Genomic DNA, 16,865 nt, shown 5'->3' with positions numbered 1-16,865 from the left:
ATGCTCGACGCTGCTCTTGCCCTCACCGCCATCGACGCTGTCCTGGCCAGCCATCGCACCCGCATTGCGGCGGTGGTGATCGGCGCGTCGGCCGGCGGCGTCGGGGCGCTGCTCAAGCTGCTGCCGGGTTTGCCGAAACAGTATGCGCCGGCCGTGGTGGCGGTGCTGCACGTGCCGGAAAACCGCCAGAGCCAGCTTGCCGACGTGTTTGCCCAGCGCATGGCGCTGCCGGTGCGCGAGGCGGCCGACAAGGAAACGCTGGCGTCCGGGACGCTGTACTTTGCCGGTTCCGGCTACCATTTGTCTGTCGAGTCGGATTACTGCTTTTCCCTGAGCTGCGAAGCGCCGCGCAATTTTGCCCGCCCGTCGATCGACATCCTGATGGAGTCGGCGGCCGATGCCTACGGGCCGGCCCTGCTGGGCGTATTACTGACCGGGGCCAACCACGATGGCGCCGCAGGCATGGCGGCCATCGGCCGCGCCGGCGGCCTCACTGTCGTGCAAGACCCTCAAGATGCCGAAGTGGCCACCATGCCGCAGGAAGCGATCCGCGTGCGCCGCCCCGACCTGGTGCTTCCGCTGGATGCGATCCATACATTGCTGTTGAAGCTGGAGAAGAACTGATGCAAGCCGAGCAACCGACCAAACTGCTGATCGTCGACGATCTGCCGGAAAACCTGCAAGCCCTGAACGCCGTGATCCGGGGCCCGGGCCGCGAGATCTTCCAGGCCGGCTCCGGTGAAGAAGCGCTGGCGCTGCTGCTCCAGCACGACTTTGCCATGGCCTTTCTCGACGTGCAGATGCCGGGCATGGACGGCTTTGAGCTGGCCGAACTGATGCGCGGCACCGAGAAAACCCGGCAAATCCCGATCGTCTTCGTCACGGCCGCTGGCAAGGAACTCAACTACTCGTTCAAGGGCTACGAGGCCGGCGCGGTCGATGTGCTGTACAAGCCGCTCGATTCGCGCGCCGTGCGCGGCAAGGTCGAGGTGTTCGTGGCGCTGTGGGAACAGCGCGAAGCGATGCGGCGCCAGGTACTGGCGCTGGAACAGGCGCGCCAGGCACAGGAAGCCATGCTGGCCGAACTGAACGTGGCGCAAGGGCAGTTGCAGCGCGCGCTGGCCATGCGCGACGAATTCATGTCGATGGTCTCGCACGAGATGCGCACCCCGCTCAACACGCTGTACCTGGAAACCCAGTTGCGCAAGATGCAGCTCGAGCGCGGCAACATGGCGGCCTTCGGCGCCGAGCAGTTGCAGCGCATGGTGGCGCGCGACGACCGCCAGATCCAGAGCATCATCCGCCTGATCGACGACATGCTCGACGTTTCGCGCATCCGGTCCGGCAAATTGTCGCTGCGGCCGGGCTGGGTGGAAATGTCGGGCTTGCTGCGGCGGGTGGTGCATGACCTGACGCCGCAAGCGTCGACCGCCGGCTGCAGCATCGGCCTCGATGCCGGCACGCCGGTGTCGGGCTGGTGGGACGAGTTCCGCATCGAGCAGATCGTCGTCAACCTGCTCACCAACGCCATGCGCTACGGCGCCCAGATGCCGGTGTCGGTCGTGCTGACGGTGCAGGAAGAGCAGGTGCTGGTCGAGGTACGCGACCAGGGCCCGGGCATCGCACCCGAGCTGCAACAGAAAATTTTCGAACCGTACGAGCGCGGCGTGGGCAACGAAGTGCCGTCCGGCCTGGGCCTGGGCCTGTACATCTCGCGCGAACTGGCCGAGGTGCACCAAGGCAGCCTGACCGTGCGCAGCGTGCCGGGCGAGGGCGCAGTCTTCACGCTCGCCTTGCCACGCTCGGACGCGCCACCAATCTGATTACCGGGAATTGGCTTCTTCGCGGCGGCGGATCAGGTAGGCGTTGAGGTCGTCGATGGTGACGTGGCCGCGCTGGGCGGTGTCGATGTTGTCGAAGTTCTTCTCGACCACCGACAGCCCGGCCTGCTGCGCTTCTTCGCGGTTCAGGGTGCCGCTGTGATCGAGGTCGGCGTCATTGAAGCGTTTTTTTAAATTCTGCATCGGCTGCAGGCGCAGCAAGATCGGCGCCGTGCCCGACGCTGCCGCTGGAGCAGCATCACGCTTGGGCTGACGCATTGAACGCCGCACATAGGCATCGGAATAGGGCGTGGACACGGCTGCCTTGGCCGTCATATGCACGGCCATGTCGGCAGGTGGTGTCTGGGCCTGTGCCGGCGCCATGGACAGGCTGCCGACCGTCGCCGCTGTGGCGGCTAATAGTTGTAATGTCGTCATAGTTATCTCCCCCGCATCGCGTGATGCCTGGTTCAGGGTGATACTGTGATCCGATTAAGACAAATTAGCAATTGAAGTCGTTATGGCCGGCAAACGCGCGCGCCTGCCGGCCACGGTTGTGGCCCGAATACATCACTTCAGAGCAACAACTTTGTCTAATTAATCATTTTCCGGGTTCTTCCAGAACCCCGCATGCGCCAGCCGCGCCTCGTCCTCGTGGAGCGGCCCGATCACCTCGGTCGGGCGCTGGCCGGCTGCGAACACGGTCCGACACGGCAGCGCCAGGGTCGGATTTTCGGGATCGCTACCGGTCAGTTGCAGCAGGCTCGCTTCCGACAGCGCGTACACGACTCGCCCGACGCCGCTCCAGTAGGTGCCGCCACTGCACATGGCGCACGGTTCGGCGTTGGCATACAGCGTGGCCGTGGCCAGTTCGGCCGGGCCGAACTGTTGCGAAGCGAGACGCAGCGCGTTCATCTCGGCGTGCGCGGTGCGGTCGGACGATGATGCGTTCATCGCCGACGAAATCACCGTGCCGTCCGCCGCCACCACCATGGCGGCAAACGGATGGTGGCCCTGGTCGCGCGAGCGCTGCGCCAGCGCCAGTACTTCGGTCAGAAAAGCGTGGTCCTGGGCGGTGGCGATGGCGATGGCGGTCATGGTGTGCTCCTTACTTTGGAATCTTGCCATCGACGCCCTGCACGTAGAAGTTCATCGAGATCACGTCTTTTTCCGGCGCGCGCACGCCGGCGGCGTACTTGATGGCGCCCGTTTGATCCTTGATCGGGCCGGTGAACGGGGCAAACGTGCCGGCGGTAAGCGCGGCCTTTTTCTCCTCGTAGAGCTTGGCCGCGTCAGCCGGCACCACCGCGTTCAGCTTCGACATCTTGACCATGCCTTCCTTCAGGCCGCCGCGGTAGTCGCTGGTCTTCCAGGTGCCGGCAATCACCGCCTTGGCCGCGTCGATGTAATAGCCCGACCAGTCGTTGGTGGCGGCGGTGAGATGCGCCTTGGGGGCGAAGCGCGACATGTCGGAATCCCAGCCGAACGCGTACACGCCTTTTTCCTGCGCCACTTGCAGCGTGGCCGGCGAGTCGGTGTTTTGCGCCATCACGTCCGCGCCCTGCGCCACCAGGGTCTCAGCCGCCTGGCGTTCCTTGGCCGGGTCGTACCACGAGTTCACCCAGATCACCTTGGTCTTGATTTTCGGGTTCACGCTTTGCGCACCGAGCGTAAACGCGTTGATGTTGCGGATCACTTCCGGCACCGGGAACGAGGCGACGAAGCCGAGCGTGTTCGACTTGGTCATCTTGCCGGCCAGGATGCCGTTCAGGTAAGAGCCTTCGTACAAGCGCGATTCGTACGTGGCCAGGTTCTTGGCGCGTTTGAAGCCGGTGGCGTGGATGAAGGTCACGCCGGGCGCCGACCTGGCCACTTTTTCGGTGGCGTTCATGTAGCCGAACGACGTGGTGAAAATCAGCTTGTTGCCTTCGGCGACCAGCTTGCGGATCACGCGTTCGGAGTCGGCGCCTTCCGGCACGTTTTCCACGAAGGTGGTTTTCACTTGCGCGCCCAGGGCTTTTTCCAGCGCCAGGCGGCCCTGGTCGTGGGCGTAGGTCCAGCCGGCGTCGCCGACCGGGCCCACGTAGACAAAACCCACCTTCAACGGCTCGGCGGCGAACGACGGGATGGCGGCGGCCAGGGTGCAGGCGGCGGCGATGGCGGTCAATACGGTGCGGCGATTCATCATGCGTCTTCCTCGAAGGGTAAATTAAAAGTGATATTCGGCGCGGACCATCGGCGTGCGGGCGGTGGCGCCGTTGTTGTTGCGGTCCGGGTTGCCGAACTTGTTCTTCCAGTACTGGTACTCGACGCCGACCTTGAAGGTGTTCTTGCCCGCGCCGACGGCGCCGCTCATGTCGTACATGATCTGCATGTCGATATTGGTTTCCGGCGCGGTGCCGCCGCCGAATTCGTTTTTGCCCTTGGCGGTGATGAAGTTGGCATAGCCTTCAAAGCTCAGCGGCAGGCCGAAGTCGAACGGGATGGCCCAGGCGCCGGTCAGCATGGCGTGGGTCTTGTACGAGTAGCGCGGCGTGGCCTGGTTGGTGAAGGTGCTGTATGGCGCGTTCGACTCCCAGATCGCCAGCAGGCTCACGTCGAGGAAACCGGGCACGTCGAGCATCAACGTCGGGCCAGCGACCACCATGCGCTTCTTGGAGTTGTAGCCGGCGTCGGTCTTGCTGTTGTAGTCGAAGCCGGCGGTGGCGCCCACGCCGCGTACCGGACCGAAGGCGTAGCTCTTGCCGGCGATCTTGCCGAAGTCCAGCGTGTGGCGGTACACCGCGTACGCCTCGTGGGCGCCGCTGTTGGAACCGGCCGACGAAGGATCGAGATTGGACGACATCAGCAAATCGACGCTGAAGAAGTTCTTGCCGTACTTGTAGCCGGAAGCGTGGCTGAAGTTGACGATGTTCTTGGTAATGTCGTTCTCGTTGAACGGCTCGGCAAACTTGGTGCCGTAGCGGTAGCTGAGCGACGTGTCGCTCCAGTCGGCTGCGTGGGTGGTACCGACAGCGCCGGCGGCAAGGACTGCGAGAACTGCGGTGCAGCGGATCAGACGTGAACGACGTGGCATGTGCGGGCTCCGGTGAAGTAAAAGGCAGGTTGCTTTCCTGCCTACCTCTTTAGCAAGGATCAGGCCAGGGTTCATAGCCCCTTGAGCGCCTGCGCCAGGTTCACCTTGCGGTCCTGGCCCGCCAGGTGCAGGCGCGCTTCGATCGCCAGCAGGTGGTGCTCGATCAGGTGGATCGCCTGGTTGACTTTGCCCTGTTCGATCAGGGTGGCCAGGTCCTGGTGTTCGTCGTTTTCGCACATGGCGCTGCCCGGGGTTTCGTAGAGCGCGATGATCAGCGAGCAGCGCGACACCAGCTCGCCCATGAAGCGCAGCAGCACGTGGTTGCCGGCCAGGCGCGCCAGCAGCAGGTGGAACTCGCCGCCCAGGCGTATCCAGGCAGCGCGGTCGCCGCTGCGCCGCGCCGCGTCTTCGGCTGCCAGCGCGGCGCGGATCTGCTTCAGTGATTCGGGCGTGGCATGGCGTATCACCAGCGGCACGATCTCTCTTTCCAGCGCGCGGCGGGCGGCGAAAATCTCGCGCGCCTCCTGCGGCGTGGGCGAGGCGATCACCGCGCCGCGATTGGGCCGCAACTCGATGATGTGGTCATGCGCCAGCCGTTGCAGCGCCTTGCGCACGGTGGTGCGGCTCACTTGATAGAGCTCGCAGAAATCGGCTTCGCCCAGGTGGGTGCCGGGCGGCAGGCGGTGGCTCATCACGGCAGTGACAACCGCCTTGTAGATACGCATGTCGATCGCGGTGGTACCGCGTTTGACGGCAGCTGGATCGGCTGGGCGCGGGTCGGGCATGGTGGGGCTCCATAGAGTAGTGCTAGCCGTGTAAAGCAGGAAGCGTGCTAGCGGCAGCCCCAAAAACGCCGCACGATTGTGTACGAAACCACTTTGTTTTTGCATCCACCCGCACGCTTTTGGGGAGCTTTGCATCCCGCTTTAGTGCAGGGCGCACGCTCAAGCGGCATGCGCAGTACGAGGTAGCGGTGGCATGTTAATTGCGTCTGTTCAGGTATTCGACGTGTATCCAATTTGTATACGATAAAGGACCGGCAGATGACTGAACCGCGCTTGCAGATGCTGGGCATCTCCAAGATCTATCCCTCGGTGGTGGCCAACGCCGACGTCAATCTCACCGTGATGCCAGGCGAAATCCACGCCGTGCTCGGTGAGAACGGCGCCGGCAAGAGCACGCTGATGAAGATCATCTACGGCGTGGTCAAACCCGACGACGGCCAGATCATGTGGGAAGGCCGGCAAGTGCATATCAACTCGCCGCACGACGCGCGCAAGCTCGGCATCGGCATGGTGTTCCAGCACTTCGCGCTGTTCGAAACGCTGACCGTGGCCGAGAACATCGCGCTGGCGCTGGACGACACGCCGGGCCATGACCGCTCGCCGGCCGCGCTGGCGCCGCGCATCCGCGCTGTCTCGGAACAATATGGTCTGCCGCTCGATCCGGCGCGGCTGGTGCACAGCATGTCGGTGGGCGAGCGCCAGCGCGTGGAAATCGTGCGCTGCCTGCTGCAGTCGCCCAAGCTCCTGATCATGGACGAGCCGACGTCGGTCTTGACGCCCGACGCGGTATTGAAACTGTTCGAGTCGCTGCGGCGGCTGGCGGCCGAGGGCGTGAGCATCGTCTACATCAGCCACAAGCTCGACGAAATTCAAACCCTGTGCGACAAGGCCACCGTACTGCGTGGCGGGCGCGTATCCGGCACCGCGCTGCCGAAGCAGGAAAGTGCGCGGTCGCTGGCCGAGCTGATGATCGGCCGCGAGCTGCCCGTGTGCGTGAGTGTGCCGCAGCAGCCGGGCAACGTGGTGTTGCACCTCGATGCGCTCGATATCGAGAGCGACGATCCGTTCGGCACGCGGTTGAAGGAGATCAGCCTGGCGCTGCGCGCGGGCGAGATCGTTGGTATCGCCGGCATTTCCGGCAACGGTCAGCAGGAACTGCTGAAAGCCATTTCGGGCGAGCGGCCGCTGGGACGGCGCCAGGGAACCATTCAAATGTTCGGCCAGGACGTGGGGGCGCTCGACGCGGCGCAGCGGCGCCAGCGCGGCATGGGCTTCGTACCGGAGGAACGGCTCGGACGCGGCGCCGTGCCCGACCTGTCGCTGGCCGATAACACGCTGCTGACCGGCTATGTACCACCGGCCACCGGCATGGTTCAACGCGGCATCGTCAAACGGGGCGCGGTTGCCGCGTTTGCGCGCGACGTCATCGAGCGCTTCAAGGTCAAGTGCGGCGGCGAGCGCTCGGCCGCTGCCAGCCTGTCGGGTGGCAACCTGCAAAAGTTCATTGTCGGCCGCGAGATCATGCTGTCACCGAAAGTGATGATCTTTGCCCAGCCCACGTGGGGCGTCGATATCGGTGCGGCCATGCTGATCCGCCAGGCCATCATCGACATGCGCAACGCCGGCGTGGCGGTGCTGGTGCTGTCGGAAGAAATCGAGGAACTGTTCATGCTCAGCGACCGCATCGCCGTACTGGCCGACGGCCGCCTGTCGCGCGCGGTGCCTGTGGCAGATACCAGCATCAACGAAGTCGGCGTGTGGATGAGCGGTGACTTCAACTATCAAGGAGCGCAGAATGTCCCGGCTTGAAAAACGTCCAGAACCCTCGCGGCGCATGATGCTCGCTTCGCCGCTGATCGCGGCAGTGGCCATGCTGGCCACCGGCTCGCTGCTGTTCCTGTTCATCGGCCAGGCGCCGCTGCACGCGTTTTACGTGTACTTCATCAAGCCGTGGACCACCCTGTACGGCGTGGGCGAGCTGCTGTTGAAAGCCACACCGTTGATCCTGTGCGGCGTGGGCCTGGCCATCGGCTTTCGCGCCAACGTCAACAACATCGGCGCCGACGGCCAGCTGACGGTGGGCGCGATCGCCGCTGGCGCCGTGGCGCTGCAGTTCCACGAGGTGGAGGCGTGGTGGGTGCTGCCTTTGATGATACTGGCCGGCGCCGTGGGCGGCATGTTGTGGGCGGCGATACCCGCGCTGCTGCGCACGCGCTTTAACACCAGCGAAATCCTGGTAAGCCTGATGCTGGTGTACGTGGCGTACCACTTGCTCAGCTACCTGGTGCACGGGCCGATGCGCGACCCGGACGGTTTCAATTTTCCGCAGTCGAAAATGTTCAGCGCGTCGGCGACCTTGCCGCTGCTCGTCGATGGCTTGCGCCTGAACGCGGCGTTCATCCTGTCGCTGGTGGCGGCCGGTGCTGCATGGTTTTTCTGCCGCCATACCTTTGCCGGCTACCGCATGCAGGTAAGCGGCATGGCGCCGGCGGCCGCGCTGTATGCCGGCTTTTCCGAGCCGCGCAACGTGTGGCTCGCCTTCATGGTCAGCGGCGCGCTCGCCGGCGTGGCCGGCGTGGGCGAAGTGGCCGGGCCGCTGGGCCAGTTGCAGCCGTCGGTGTCGCCCGGCTACGGTTTTGCCGCCATCATCGTCGCCTACGTGGGGCGGCTGCACCCGCTGGGCGTGGTGCTGTCGGCGCTGTTGATGTCGCTGCTGTACATCGGCGGCGAGACCGCGCAGATCGAGCTGGGCGCGCCGTCGGCGATTACCGGCGTGTTCCAGGGGCTGCTGCTGTTCTACCTGCTGGCGGCCGACCTGTTCATCCATTATCGCTTGAAGCCGCACAAGCGCCCGCATAAAACCCCCGGAGTGCCAGCATGATGACCACCGAACTGTTGATCGCATTTTTGGCCAGCACCGCCGGCGCTGCCACCCCGCTGGTGGTGGCCTCGATGGGCGAGCTGGTGACCGAGCGCTCCGGGGTGCTCAACCTCGGCATGGAGGGCATGATGCTGGTCGGCGCCGTGGTCGGTTTCGGCGTCACGCTCGGTACCGGCAGCATGGTGCTGGGGCTGTTGGCGGCGATGGTGGCCGGCATGTTGATGGCGCTGGTGTTCGGCTTCCTGGTGCTCACGCTGCAAACCAACCAGGTGGCCACCGGGCTGGCGCTGACCTTGTTCGGCATCGGCGTCTCGGCCTTCCTCGGTCGCAGTTTTGTGGGCCAGACCGTCGAGCGCATGCCCCACCTCGACATTCCGCTGCTGTCCGATCTGCCATTTGTCGGGCCGTTGCTGTTCCGGTTCGACGCCATGGTCTATGCCTCGGTGGCGCTGGTGGTCATCATTGGCTCGATGCTGGCGCGTACCCGCCTGGGCCTGGTGATCCGCGCGGTGGGCGAGTCGCCGCACAGCGCCCACGCGATCGGCTTCAACGTGATCGCGCTGCGCTATGGCACGGTGCTGTTCGGCGGCGCCATGGCCGGCCTGGGCGGCGCCTACCTGTCGCTGGCGTTGACGCCGATGTGGGTGGAGGGCATGACGGCCGGGCGCGGCTGGATTGCGCTGGCGCAGGTGGTGTTTGCGACCTGGAAGCCGCGCGGCGTGCTGGTGGGGGCCTACCTGTTCGGCGGCGTGACGGTGCTGCAATTTCACGGCCAGGGCATGGGGCTGGCGATTCCGTCGGAATTCCTGTCGATGCTGCCCTATGTCGCGACCATCGTGGTACTGGTGATTATCTGCCGCAATCCGCAGACAATCTTGTTGAATAAGCCAATGTCGCTCGGTCAAAACTTCAAAGCGGACTGATCAGCTGTTGTATTGCTGCAATAAAACCCGGTATTGTGACAATTGGTGATATTTCGCAATACCGAAAACTCTTATCCTGCGTTCTCAGGCCAAGTCCTGTGGCGCGCCCCAACCCCCGGTCCGCCTTCTTGCTCTCATAAGTCGTCAATATTTTTCCCATCCAGAACAAGCAAGCCACCGAGGAACCGCCATGCGCGTCAACACCCCCGTCACTCAGAACGAATACATCATGGACGACGGTAAAACCATCGTCTCCAGCACTGATTTGCAGGGCAATATCAATTACGCCAACCCGTATTTTCTCGAAGTGAGCGGTTTTACCGAGGCGGAAGTGATGGGCGCGCCGCAAAACATCGTGCGTCATCCCGACATGCCGGTCGAAGCGTTTGCCGACCTGTGGGCCACCATCAAGGCCGGCATGCCGTGGACCGGGCTGGTGAAGAACCGCTGCAAGAACGGCGACTACTACTGGGTGCTGGCCAATGTCACGCCCGTCATCGAGCAGGGCAAGCAGGTGGGCTACCTGTCGGTGCGCACCAAGCCGTCGCGTGAGCAAGTACGCGCGGCCGATGCCCTGTACCGTGAATTCAAGGCCGGCAATCCGCGCGGCATGCGCATCCAGAACGGCCGCGGGGTATCCGGCGGCGCGTTCGCGCGCATGAAGCAGTCGCTGGCGATGTCGCTCAACCAGCAAATTGCGCTGGCCACGGCGGTGGGCGCTGGCGCCATGCTGGTGCTGGCGCTGTGCCTGTTCACCCTGGGCGACACCACGCTGCAGCAGTCGCGCGGCTGGCTCGGCGGCATTGCGCTGGCAACGATTGCCGGCATGGTGCTGTTCGGCCGCAGCCTGTATGCCAACGTGGCGCTGCCGCTCAAGCATGCCACCAAGGCCGCGCGCATGATGGCCGGCGGCGACCTGACCGCCACCATTGAGGTGCGCCGCGACGACGAGATGGGCCGCTTGCTGGCCGCGCTGCGCCAGACCAATATCAACCTGCACAGCATCATCGGCGACGTGCGCGCCAACTTTGCCGAAATCACCACCGCTACCACTGAAATTGCCAATGGCAATATGGATTTGTCGGGCCGCACCGAGTCGCAGGCGTCGAGCCTGCAGGAGACAGCGTCGAGCATGGAGCAGCTGACGTCCACCGTGCAGCAAAGCGCCAACAACGTCGCCAGCGCCAACCAGCTGGCCGAAGAGGCCAAGCAGGTGGCCGCGCACGGTGGCGACATCGTCTCGCAGGTGGTCACCACCATGGGCGACATCAGCACCTCGTCCACCAAGATTCTCGACATCATCGGCCTGATCGACGGCATAGCCTTCCAGACCAATATCCTGGCCCTCAACGCGGCGGTGGAAGCGGCACGCGCCGGCGAGCAGGGTCGCGGTTTTGCGGTGGTGGCGTCCGAAGTGCGCAGCCTGGCCCAGCGTTCGGCCACGGCCGCCAAGGAAATCAAGACCCTGATCGACATGTCGATCTCCAAGGTGCAGGCTGGCACCGCGCTGACCAACAGCGCCGGCGTAACCATGGGCCAGGTGATCGAATCGGTGAGCAAGGTCTCGCGCGTGATGGCCGAGATTTCGCACTCCACGCGCGAGCAGAGCACCGGCATCGGCCAGGTCAACCAGGCCGTAATCCAGATCGACGACATCACCCAGCAAAACGCTGCGCTGGTGGAGCAGGCCGCCGCTGCCGCCGGCAACCTGGTCGAGCAGGCGCGCAACGTGTCGCAGGCGATGGCCGTGTTCAAGCTCCAGCATGCGGCGCGCGCCGGCGCCCGTCCCGCCACGCCGGTGGCGCGGCCCGCGCCCGCCTCCGCCCCCCCCCGTGCCAAGCCCAAGCTGGTGGCCCACAACTAGGGGGGACGTGCCGTATCATGACGGTTTCGATCAGAACACCACGGCATGGACGGCACCATCACGATTACCTTGGCCGGGCAGGGCTGGACCTTCGCGGCTGACGCTGGCGCCACCGTGCTGGCGGCAGCGCAGCAGGCCGGCATCCGCCTGCCCAGCTCGTGCCGCAACGGCACCTGCCGCACCTGTCTCTGTCGCCTGGAGTCCGGCGCGGTCCGCTACACCATCGCCTGGCCCGGCGTGAGCCTGGACGAAAAGCGCGAGGGCTACATCCTGCCTTGCGTGGCGGTGGCCGATACCGATCTGGTTATCGCGGCGCCCGCCGCCAAGAAGGTTGCTTAGCCCTTCCTCAGGCGGTCGAGCAGGGCGTCGGTGGAGGCGCTGAGCGGCACGCCGTGACGGCGCAGCAGCTGGATGTGCAGCACCAGGTTTTCCAGCACCAGCTTGGCTGCCACGGCCAGCAAAGTCAGCTGTTTGTCTTCCTCGCTGAAGTTGTCCATGGCCTCGGCCATCTCGCACAGGTGGTTGGCGATCAGGCCGCGCAGTTCTTCTTCCGCGAACGGCAGGTCGGCGAAATCGATCGGATCATCCTGCTCCACTTCCTGCATCAGCAGTTCCAGCTCTTGTGGCGTAATCGACATGCGGGGCTCCGATGGTAGTTGACGCCATGTCATTTTAGCCAAACGCCCGCAATGCCGCGCTGCTTTGCGCCTATTTATCCCGCAACATGCGTTCCGTAATAGGCCAGGAACATGTCCACCGTCGCCTCCACCACCGTGGTCTGGGTGGCCAGGTCGAGCGGCGGCTGGTTGAGCGTGACCTGCGGCCAGAAGGCGAAGGTCTTGAGTTGTCCTTGCAACATGTGCGAGGCCAGCACCGGGTCGGCCGGGCGCAGCTTGCCGTCCGCTTGGGCGGCGCGCAGCCAGCGCGTGATGCCTTCTTCCTTGGCGCTCAGGCGCGCGACCATGTCGTGGGCGCGCTCGGGCGAGTGGATCGCCTCGGCAATGGCTACCCGCGCCAGGTCGAGGAAGTAGGCATCCTCGAGCATTGCCATCTTTTTCCACAACATGTCGAGCAACTGCGCGCGCAGCGGCAGGGCGCTGTCGTACGGCGTGTCTTCCAGCGACGAGGTGCTGCACCACAGTTGCTGCAGGATGTGCGCAAACAGCTCGTCCTTGCTGGGGAAGTGGTTGTACACGGTGCGCTTGGACACGCCGGCCGTGGCGGCAACCTTGTCCATGCTGGTCGATTCGAAACCGCTGGCGCGGAACTCGGCAATGGCTGCATCGACGATGGCCTGGCGCTTGCGGTCGGTAAGCTTGATGGGAACATTCATCCGACTATTTTACACCCGATAGTTTACTTTTTCAAAAAACGGAACTACACTGTGTAGTGTATTTTTCACTTCGAGGATTCCCATGGCTTATCCATCCGGTATAGCAGAGGCTGCCACCAACGACCTCGACGCCCTGACCGTCACCGCGCCCGGCGCGCCGCGCATGCGCGATGGCCGCTTCCGCAACCCGGCCCGGATGCACAAGATGGGACTGCTCAAGGGACTGAGCATCATGGTGCGCATGATGTTCGACAAGCCCGCAGACACCGTACCGCGCGCCGCCATACCCGTTCATGCGATGACGCAGCAGCAATTACTGGCTGCTCCGGATCGCACCCTTTACCGCCTGGGCCACTCGACCGTGCTGCTCAAGCTCGACGGCGCCTTCTGGCTCACCGATCCGGTGTTCTCGGAGCGCGCCTCGCCGCTGCAGTGGGCCGGCCCCAAGCGTTTTCACCAGCCGCCCATCAGCCTGGAAGACCTGCCGCCGCTCAAGGGCATCATCCTGTCGCACGACCATTACGACCACCTCGACTACGCGGCGGTGATGGCGCTGGCGCCCAGGACCGAATACTTCATCACCCCGCTGGGCGTGGGCGACCGCCTGATCGATTGGGGCATCCCGGCAGGCAAGGTACGCCAGCTGGGCTGGTGGCAAGGCACGCAGGTCGGCAACATCCGCCTGCTGGCCACGCCCACCCAGCATTTCTCGGGCCGCGGCCTGACCGACCGCAACAAGACCTTGTGGGCGTCGTTCGTGATCGAGGACCGCGAGGCGCGCATCTTCTTTTCCGGCGACAGCGGCTACTTCGACGGCTTCAAGGAAATCGGCCGCCGCTATGGCCCGTTCGATTTGACCATGGTGGAAACCGGCGCCTACGATCCGCAATGGCCCGACGTCCACATGCAGCCCGAGGAATCGCTGCAAGCCCATATCGACCTGCGTGGCAAGGTGATGCTGCCGATCCATAACGGCACGTTCGACCTGTCGCTGCACCCGTGGCACGATCCGTTTTCCCGCATTGCCGAACTGGCGGCCGAACGCCGTCTGCCGCTGGCCACGCCGGAAATCGGCATGCCGATGTCCATCATGGCGCCATTGGCGGCCGTGGCGCAGCAGCAGTGGTGGGCGCCGCTGGTGGCGCAGGAGGCGGCCGCGCGCGAGGCAGCGGCCTGAGAAAAGTTCAGGCGGTAGTGTTGATGAACTTGCCGATGGTCTGGCCCAGTGCATTGACCTGGGGCCGGCTGGCGGCAAGCAGTCCCGGCAGCACTTGCTCGGCGCGCGACGGGTTTTCGATGGCGCGGTTGAGGTTGACCGCAGGCGCGGGCTCGGGCGCCGGACGCGCGGCCCGGGTGCTCTCGCGCTGGTTTTGCGCCAGCGCTTCGCGGTCGCGGCTGAGCTGACTTTCGCTCTGGTCCAGGCGCGCCGCATCCTGGTTCACGCGTGTTTCCCCCTGCTGTACCTGGCGCTCGGCCCGGACCACGGCGGATTGCACTGCGTTAATAGAAGTTACGTTAACCACGAATTTTTCCCCTCAAGCCAAAAGCTCGGGCATGGCAATGCAGATTTGATATCACGCAACTAAAGATTAGGCCAGAAAAACCAAAAAGGCAAGGCGGCAACATGAAATGTGGTGGACCTGCTGCCTGGCGCGTGGCCAGCAGGTTTTTCGGCGGTTTTTGTTGTATTTATTGCGATTAACATCTGTTGTCATGGCGGCAGCGTTGGCGGCGCCGCTATAATCAATGATCAACATTGAATGTTACCCTATGAACTTGCAGCGCCTCGCTAATTTTCTCGGGATGTCGAAAACGACCGTGAGCCGGGCCCTGAACGGGTATCCCGAAGTCAACGTCAAAACCCGCGAACGCGTGCTCAAGGCGGCCCAGGACGCCGGCTACCAGCCCAATCCCATGGCGCGCAGCCTGGCGCTCGGACGCAGCAATGTATATGGCCTGATCTTCCCCCTGCTCACGTCCGACCTGGCCGACCCGATGTTTCTTGACGTGGTGGCTGGCATGTCCGGCGCGTTAGAGGCCTTCAACAAGAACCTGATCCTTGCCCCGGTCTCGCCCGGCACCGAGCAGCGCGCGTACCAGCAGATCGTGCGCGGTCGCCGCGTCGATGGCCTGGTGGTTGCGCGCACGCTGGTGCACGACGAGCGCATCGCCTTTCTCACCCAGGCCAAGTTCCCCTTCATCGCCCACGGCCGCACCCAGCAGGATGCGCCGTACGCCTGGTTCGACTACGACCATGCCGCCGGCGTGGAACTGGCGCTCGAGCGCCTGCTGGCGCTCGGTCACCGCCGGGTGGCGATGGTGAGCGCCTCGCTCGACATGAATTTCGCCCGCGAACGGCGCGACAGCTTCATGGCCTCGATGGCCGCTGCCGGCCTGGCGGTCGATCCGCGCTACCTGGTCGCCGACTGCATCGACCGCCGCAGCGGCCATACCGCCATGCAGCAGCTGCTGGCATGTTCGCCACGGCCGAGCGCGGTCATCGTCGACAACCACATGTCTGGCGCCGGCGTGGTGCGCGCCATGTGCGACGCCGGCATCGAGATGGGCAAGGACATGTCGGTAGTGGTGTGGGGCAGCATGGCCGACTCCCTGGCCGGCGCCAACGTCGCCACCATCGACCAGCCCGAACCGGCCAAAGCCGGCGCCCGCATGATCGAAATGCTGCTGGCGCTGGTGAACGGCACCCCGGCCACCGACTTGCAGGAAATGTGGCAGCCGGTGCTGTTGCCTGGGGCGACGATCGGGGTGTGCAGCGAGAATTGATGCTGTCGTTCAGCGGTAACGGGGCAGGTCAATCTTGTTAGGCCAGCAGAGAGCGGCAGAAAGTGAATAGCAAATTTTCGTGGGTTCTCGTAGAAGAAACCGCGGTTTTGAATAGCAAAGTGAATAGCATTCGAGGCTTGGCTCAAGTGCTATTCTGGCGCTCAGATGGAATTCTCAGGCGGCTGTGGGCAGGTGCAGCTGTACCGTTGCCTTCAGCTGTTCGGCATATTTGTAAAGGTCGTCCAAGTGCTCCAGCGATACTCGCTCTTCTTCTTTTTTGTCGTTGAATAACCCGAGCGACAGCTTTTGCAAATTATTGAAGCGCAGCCGGCAAATCGGTTTGCGGTTGTTATCGTCAAGCAGAATGGCGCAGTAGCTCTGCGAGTCGCGCATGACGATTCTGCGTGGGTTGACCACGTCACGCAGTATCGACCTGATCATGTGCAATCCTTCGATTTCTTCTGCCGTGGTGACGACCAGGTTTTGTTCCAGCTCTTCAGGCAGCATGACGGGAGCTTGCTCCGGGACCAGCGATTTTTCAGGCGTCATGGCGCCCTTGAGCCGCTCGTTGATACGCTCTCCCAACAATTGTTCAAATGCCCGCTTGGTAATGATCGTGAACTGATCCTTGACTGTTGGCGTAAATCGCTTGCCGCTCAGCATATCCGTTGCCAATAAACGCACGAACTCTTCCGACGGGTTGAGCATCCATTCCGCCAGGCGATTCTGGATGGCTCGGGTGTACTTGAGATCGTTAGCGGTAGTGAGGATGGTGTCGATGTTGAACATCGTTTTGGCGAATTTTTTCAACTCGTCGACGTCGCGTTCCTTGAAATCCAAAATATTGAATTCAAAAAAAGGTTTCTCATCCATTTTGTTGGGCTGCTCCAAGTCCGTAAAGAACTTGTAGATCAAGCCGTTGGTGAGTACGCCAAAACGTGCAGCGGTTACATGAAAATATCTGAACAGCTGGCTGGCATGATTGATATGCAGGTCAGCACCGCTTTTTTTGCACTCGAAAAGCATGATCGGCTTTCCCTCGAGTAGTACCGCATAATCGACTTTCTCGCCTTTTTTAGTCCCGATGTCAGCGATCAGTTCGGGAGTGACCTCCAACGGATCGAAGACGTTGTAACCCAATAGCTGGATGAAAGGCATGATCATTGCGTTCTTGGTTGCCTCCTCCGTCTGGATAATGTCCTTGGACGCGGCGACGCGGGATGCCAGTGCTCTGAGCTGATCGATTAAATCCATACGGTTCCCTGGTTGGCTAAGTTAAAAGAGGCCTGTGCGGTCTTTTCAGATAGATAACCGAGTCTTACATAATTCGTAAATATTTAGCAATAAAATATTTATGAAATTCAATAAAAATTATCCGGGTGACTTAAAGGAGACAGTG

At 63.1% G+C, this 16,865-nt stretch carries 19 protein-coding genes; 9 read left to right on the top strand and 10 right to left on the bottom strand.

Annotation, left to right across the window (positions count from 1 at the left end):
• A complete protein-coding gene (locus DUPY_RS23065) occupies window positions 1–624 on the top strand; it encodes a chemotaxis protein CheB (RefSeq protein ID WP_070251488.1) in 624 nt (207 codons plus the stop codon).
• A complete protein-coding gene (locus tag DUPY_RS23060; RefSeq protein WP_070251487.1) occupies window positions 624–1,823 on the top strand; it encodes a hybrid sensor histidine kinase/response regulator in 1,200 nt (399 codons plus the stop codon). Before DUPY_RS23065 ends, DUPY_RS23060 begins: the two co-directional genes overlap by 1 nt.
• Here the strand turns inward: DUPY_RS23060 and DUPY_RS23055 are convergent, their stop codons facing one another.
• The 5 genes from DUPY_RS23055 to DUPY_RS23035 form a co-directional block, all read right to left on the bottom strand.
• The gene (locus tag DUPY_RS23055; RefSeq protein WP_229255474.1) at window positions 1,824–2,258 is read right to left on the bottom strand and encodes an EF-hand domain-containing protein; all 435 of its coding nucleotides are present in this window, start codon (window positions 2,256–2,258) and stop codon (window positions 1,824–1,826) included.
• Between the two features lie 159 nt (window positions 2,259–2,417).
• Window positions 2,418–2,918: a nucleoside deaminase gene (locus DUPY_RS23050; protein ID WP_070251486.1), complete on the bottom strand. Its 501-nt coding sequence runs from the start codon at window positions 2,916–2,918 to the stop codon at window positions 2,418–2,420.
• Between the two features lie 10 nt (window positions 2,919–2,928).
• Window positions 2,929–4,008 carry a BMP family ABC transporter substrate-binding protein gene (locus DUPY_RS23045; RefSeq protein WP_070251485.1) on the bottom strand — a complete coding sequence of 360 codons (1,080 nt, stop codon included), beginning with the start codon at window positions 4,006–4,008 and terminating at the stop codon, window positions 2,929–2,931.
• 21 nt (window positions 4,009–4,029) lie between these two features.
• Window positions 4,030–4,896 (bottom strand): outer envelope protein, encoded by an 867-nt coding sequence (locus DUPY_RS23040; RefSeq protein ID WP_070251483.1) that lies wholly within the window; start codon window positions 4,894–4,896, stop codon window positions 4,030–4,032.
• 71 nt (window positions 4,897–4,967) lie between these two features.
• On the bottom strand, window positions 4,968–5,681 hold the full coding sequence (locus DUPY_RS23035) for a GntR family transcriptional regulator (protein WP_070251482.1): 714 nt from the start codon (window positions 5,679–5,681) through the stop codon (window positions 4,968–4,970).
• A 258-nt stretch (window positions 5,682–5,939) separates the two neighbouring features.
• On the opposite strand from DUPY_RS23035, the gene DUPY_RS23030 reads away from it, so the two are divergent.
• The 5 genes from DUPY_RS23030 to DUPY_RS23010 all read left to right on the top strand — a co-directional run bounded on the left by DUPY_RS23030 (window position 5,940) and on the right by DUPY_RS23010 (window position 11,688).
• On the top strand, window positions 5,940–7,490 hold the full coding sequence (locus DUPY_RS23030; protein ID WP_070251481.1) for an ABC transporter ATP-binding protein: 1,551 nt from the start codon (window positions 5,940–5,942) through the stop codon (window positions 7,488–7,490).
• Window positions 7,477–8,562, top strand: a complete 1,086-nt coding sequence (locus tag DUPY_RS23025; RefSeq protein WP_070251480.1) for an ABC transporter permease — start codon at window positions 7,477–7,479, stop codon at window positions 8,560–8,562. Before DUPY_RS23030 ends, DUPY_RS23025 begins: the two co-directional genes overlap by 14 nt.
• Window positions 8,559–9,485, top strand: coding sequence for an ABC transporter permease (locus DUPY_RS23020; protein WP_070251479.1), 927 nt, complete (start codon window positions 8,559–8,561; stop codon window positions 9,483–9,485). The genes DUPY_RS23025 and DUPY_RS23020 overlap by 4 nt, the downstream gene beginning before the upstream one ends.
• Window positions 9,486–9,675: 190 nt before the next feature.
• Entirely contained in the window at window positions 9,676–11,349 is a 1,674-nt protein-coding gene (locus DUPY_RS23015) for a methyl-accepting chemotaxis protein (RefSeq protein ID WP_070251478.1), read from the top strand.
• 45 nt (window positions 11,350–11,394) lie between these two features.
• A complete protein-coding gene (locus DUPY_RS23010; protein ID WP_070251476.1) occupies window positions 11,395–11,688 on the top strand; it encodes a 2Fe-2S iron-sulfur cluster-binding protein in 294 nt (97 codons plus the stop codon).
• On the opposite strand, the gene DUPY_RS23005 is transcribed toward DUPY_RS23010, so the two are convergent.
• Both DUPY_RS23005 and DUPY_RS23000 read right to left on the bottom strand, forming a co-directional pair.
• On the bottom strand, window positions 11,685–11,987 hold the full coding sequence (locus DUPY_RS23005) for a hypothetical protein (protein ID WP_070251474.1): 303 nt from the start codon (window positions 11,985–11,987) through the stop codon (window positions 11,685–11,687). The two genes, DUPY_RS23010 and DUPY_RS23005, sit on opposite strands and share 4 nt — an antisense overlap.
• Window positions 11,988–12,061: 74 nt before the next feature.
• Entirely contained in the window at window positions 12,062–12,682 is a 621-nt protein-coding gene (locus DUPY_RS23000) for a TetR/AcrR family transcriptional regulator (protein ID WP_070251472.1), read from the bottom strand.
• Between the two features lie 82 nt (window positions 12,683–12,764).
• Here DUPY_RS23000 and DUPY_RS22995 point away from each other — a divergent pair, with 82 nt between their 5' ends.
• Complete coding sequence (locus DUPY_RS22995) at window positions 12,765–13,859, top strand: MBL fold metallo-hydrolase (protein ID WP_070251470.1); 1,095 nt, start codon at window positions 12,765–12,767, stop codon at window positions 13,857–13,859.
• Between the two features lie 7 nt (window positions 13,860–13,866).
• On the opposite strand, the gene DUPY_RS22990 is transcribed toward DUPY_RS22995, so the two are convergent.
• Window positions 13,867–14,124 carry a hypothetical protein gene (locus DUPY_RS22990; protein WP_070251468.1) on the bottom strand — a complete coding sequence of 86 codons (258 nt, stop codon included), beginning with the start codon at window positions 14,122–14,124 and terminating at the stop codon, window positions 13,867–13,869.
• A gap of 147 nt (window positions 14,125–14,271) precedes the next feature.
• On the bottom strand, window positions 14,272–14,439 hold the full coding sequence (locus DUPY_RS28490; RefSeq protein ID WP_167359102.1) for a hypothetical protein: 168 nt from the start codon (window positions 14,437–14,439) through the stop codon (window positions 14,272–14,274).
• Between the two features lie 13 nt (window positions 14,440–14,452).
• Between DUPY_RS28490 and DUPY_RS22985 the strand changes: the two genes are divergently transcribed.
• On the top strand, window positions 14,453–15,466 hold the full coding sequence (locus tag DUPY_RS22985) for a substrate-binding domain-containing protein (RefSeq protein ID WP_070251466.1): 1,014 nt from the start codon (window positions 14,453–14,455) through the stop codon (window positions 15,464–15,466).
• 174 nt (window positions 15,467–15,640) lie between these two features.
• On the opposite strand, the gene DUPY_RS22980 is transcribed toward DUPY_RS22985, so the two are convergent.
• The gene (locus DUPY_RS22980) at window positions 15,641–16,720 is read right to left on the bottom strand and encodes a type I restriction endonuclease (RefSeq protein ID WP_070251464.1); all 1,080 of its coding nucleotides are present in this window, start codon (window positions 16,718–16,720) and stop codon (window positions 15,641–15,643) included.
• Window positions 16,721–16,865 lie beyond the last annotated feature (145 nt).

Origin of the sequence: Duganella phyllosphaerae (assembly GCF_001758785.1) — a bacterium.
Taxonomy (GTDB): domain Bacteria; phylum Pseudomonadota; class Gammaproteobacteria; order Burkholderiales; family Burkholderiaceae_D; genus Rugamonas; species Rugamonas phyllosphaerae.
The sequence above is the reverse complement of the archived record's forward strand: the minus strand, read 5'-3'. Positions and strand labels throughout refer to the sequence as shown.

Excerpts from the sequence above, each read along its gene's own strand:
- DUPY_RS23005 (WP_070251474.1), bottom strand. The coding sequence starts at position 11,987 with ATGTCGATTACGCCACAAGAGCTGGAACTGCTGATGCAGGAAGTGGAG.
- DUPY_RS23025 (WP_070251480.1), top strand. The coding sequence starts at position 7,477 with ATGTCCCGGCTTGAAAAACGTCCAGAACCCTCGCGGCGCATGATGCTC.
- DUPY_RS23015 (WP_070251478.1), top strand. The coding sequence starts at position 9,676 with ATGCGCGTCAACACCCCCGTCACTCAGAACGAATACATCATGGACGAC.
- DUPY_RS23010 (WP_070251476.1), top strand. The coding sequence starts at position 11,395 with ATGGACGGCACCATCACGATTACCTTGGCCGGGCAGGGCTGGACCTTC.
- DUPY_RS23055 (WP_229255474.1), bottom strand. The coding sequence starts at position 2,258 with ATGACGACATTACAACTATTAGCCGCCACAGCGGCGACGGTCGGCAGC.
- DUPY_RS23050 (WP_070251486.1), bottom strand. The coding sequence starts at position 2,918 with ATGACCGCCATCGCCATCGCCACCGCCCAGGACCACGCTTTTCTGACC.
- DUPY_RS22995 (WP_070251470.1), top strand. The coding sequence starts at position 12,765 with ATGGCTTATCCATCCGGTATAGCAGAGGCTGCCACCAACGACCTCGAC.
- DUPY_RS22980 (WP_070251464.1), bottom strand. The coding sequence starts at position 16,720 with ATGGATTTAATCGATCAGCTCAGAGCACTGGCATCCCGCGTCGCCGCG.
- DUPY_RS22985 (WP_070251466.1), top strand. The coding sequence starts at position 14,453 with ATGAACTTGCAGCGCCTCGCTAATTTTCTCGGGATGTCGAAAACGACC.
- DUPY_RS23035 (WP_070251482.1), bottom strand. The coding sequence starts at position 5,681 with ATGCCCGACCCGCGCCCAGCCGATCCAGCTGCCGTCAAACGCGGTACC.
- DUPY_RS23030 (WP_070251481.1), top strand. The coding sequence starts at position 5,940 with ATGACTGAACCGCGCTTGCAGATGCTGGGCATCTCCAAGATCTATCCC.
- DUPY_RS28490 (WP_167359102.1), bottom strand. The coding sequence starts at position 14,439 with ATGTTGATCATTGATTATAGCGGCGCCGCCAACGCTGCCGCCATGACA.
- DUPY_RS23040 (WP_070251483.1), bottom strand. The coding sequence starts at position 4,896 with ATGCCACGTCGTTCACGTCTGATCCGCTGCACCGCAGTTCTCGCAGTC.
- DUPY_RS23065 (WP_070251488.1), top strand. The coding sequence starts at position 1 with ATGCTCGACGCTGCTCTTGCCCTCACCGCCATCGACGCTGTCCTGGCC.
- DUPY_RS23000 (WP_070251472.1), bottom strand. The coding sequence starts at position 12,682 with ATGAATGTTCCCATCAAGCTTACCGACCGCAAGCGCCAGGCCATCGTC.
- DUPY_RS23045 (WP_070251485.1), bottom strand. The coding sequence starts at position 4,008 with ATGATGAATCGCCGCACCGTATTGACCGCCATCGCCGCCGCCTGCACC.
- DUPY_RS23060 (WP_070251487.1), top strand. The coding sequence starts at position 624 with ATGCAAGCCGAGCAACCGACCAAACTGCTGATCGTCGACGATCTGCCG.
- DUPY_RS23020 (WP_070251479.1), top strand. The coding sequence starts at position 8,559 with ATGATGACCACCGAACTGTTGATCGCATTTTTGGCCAGCACCGCCGGC.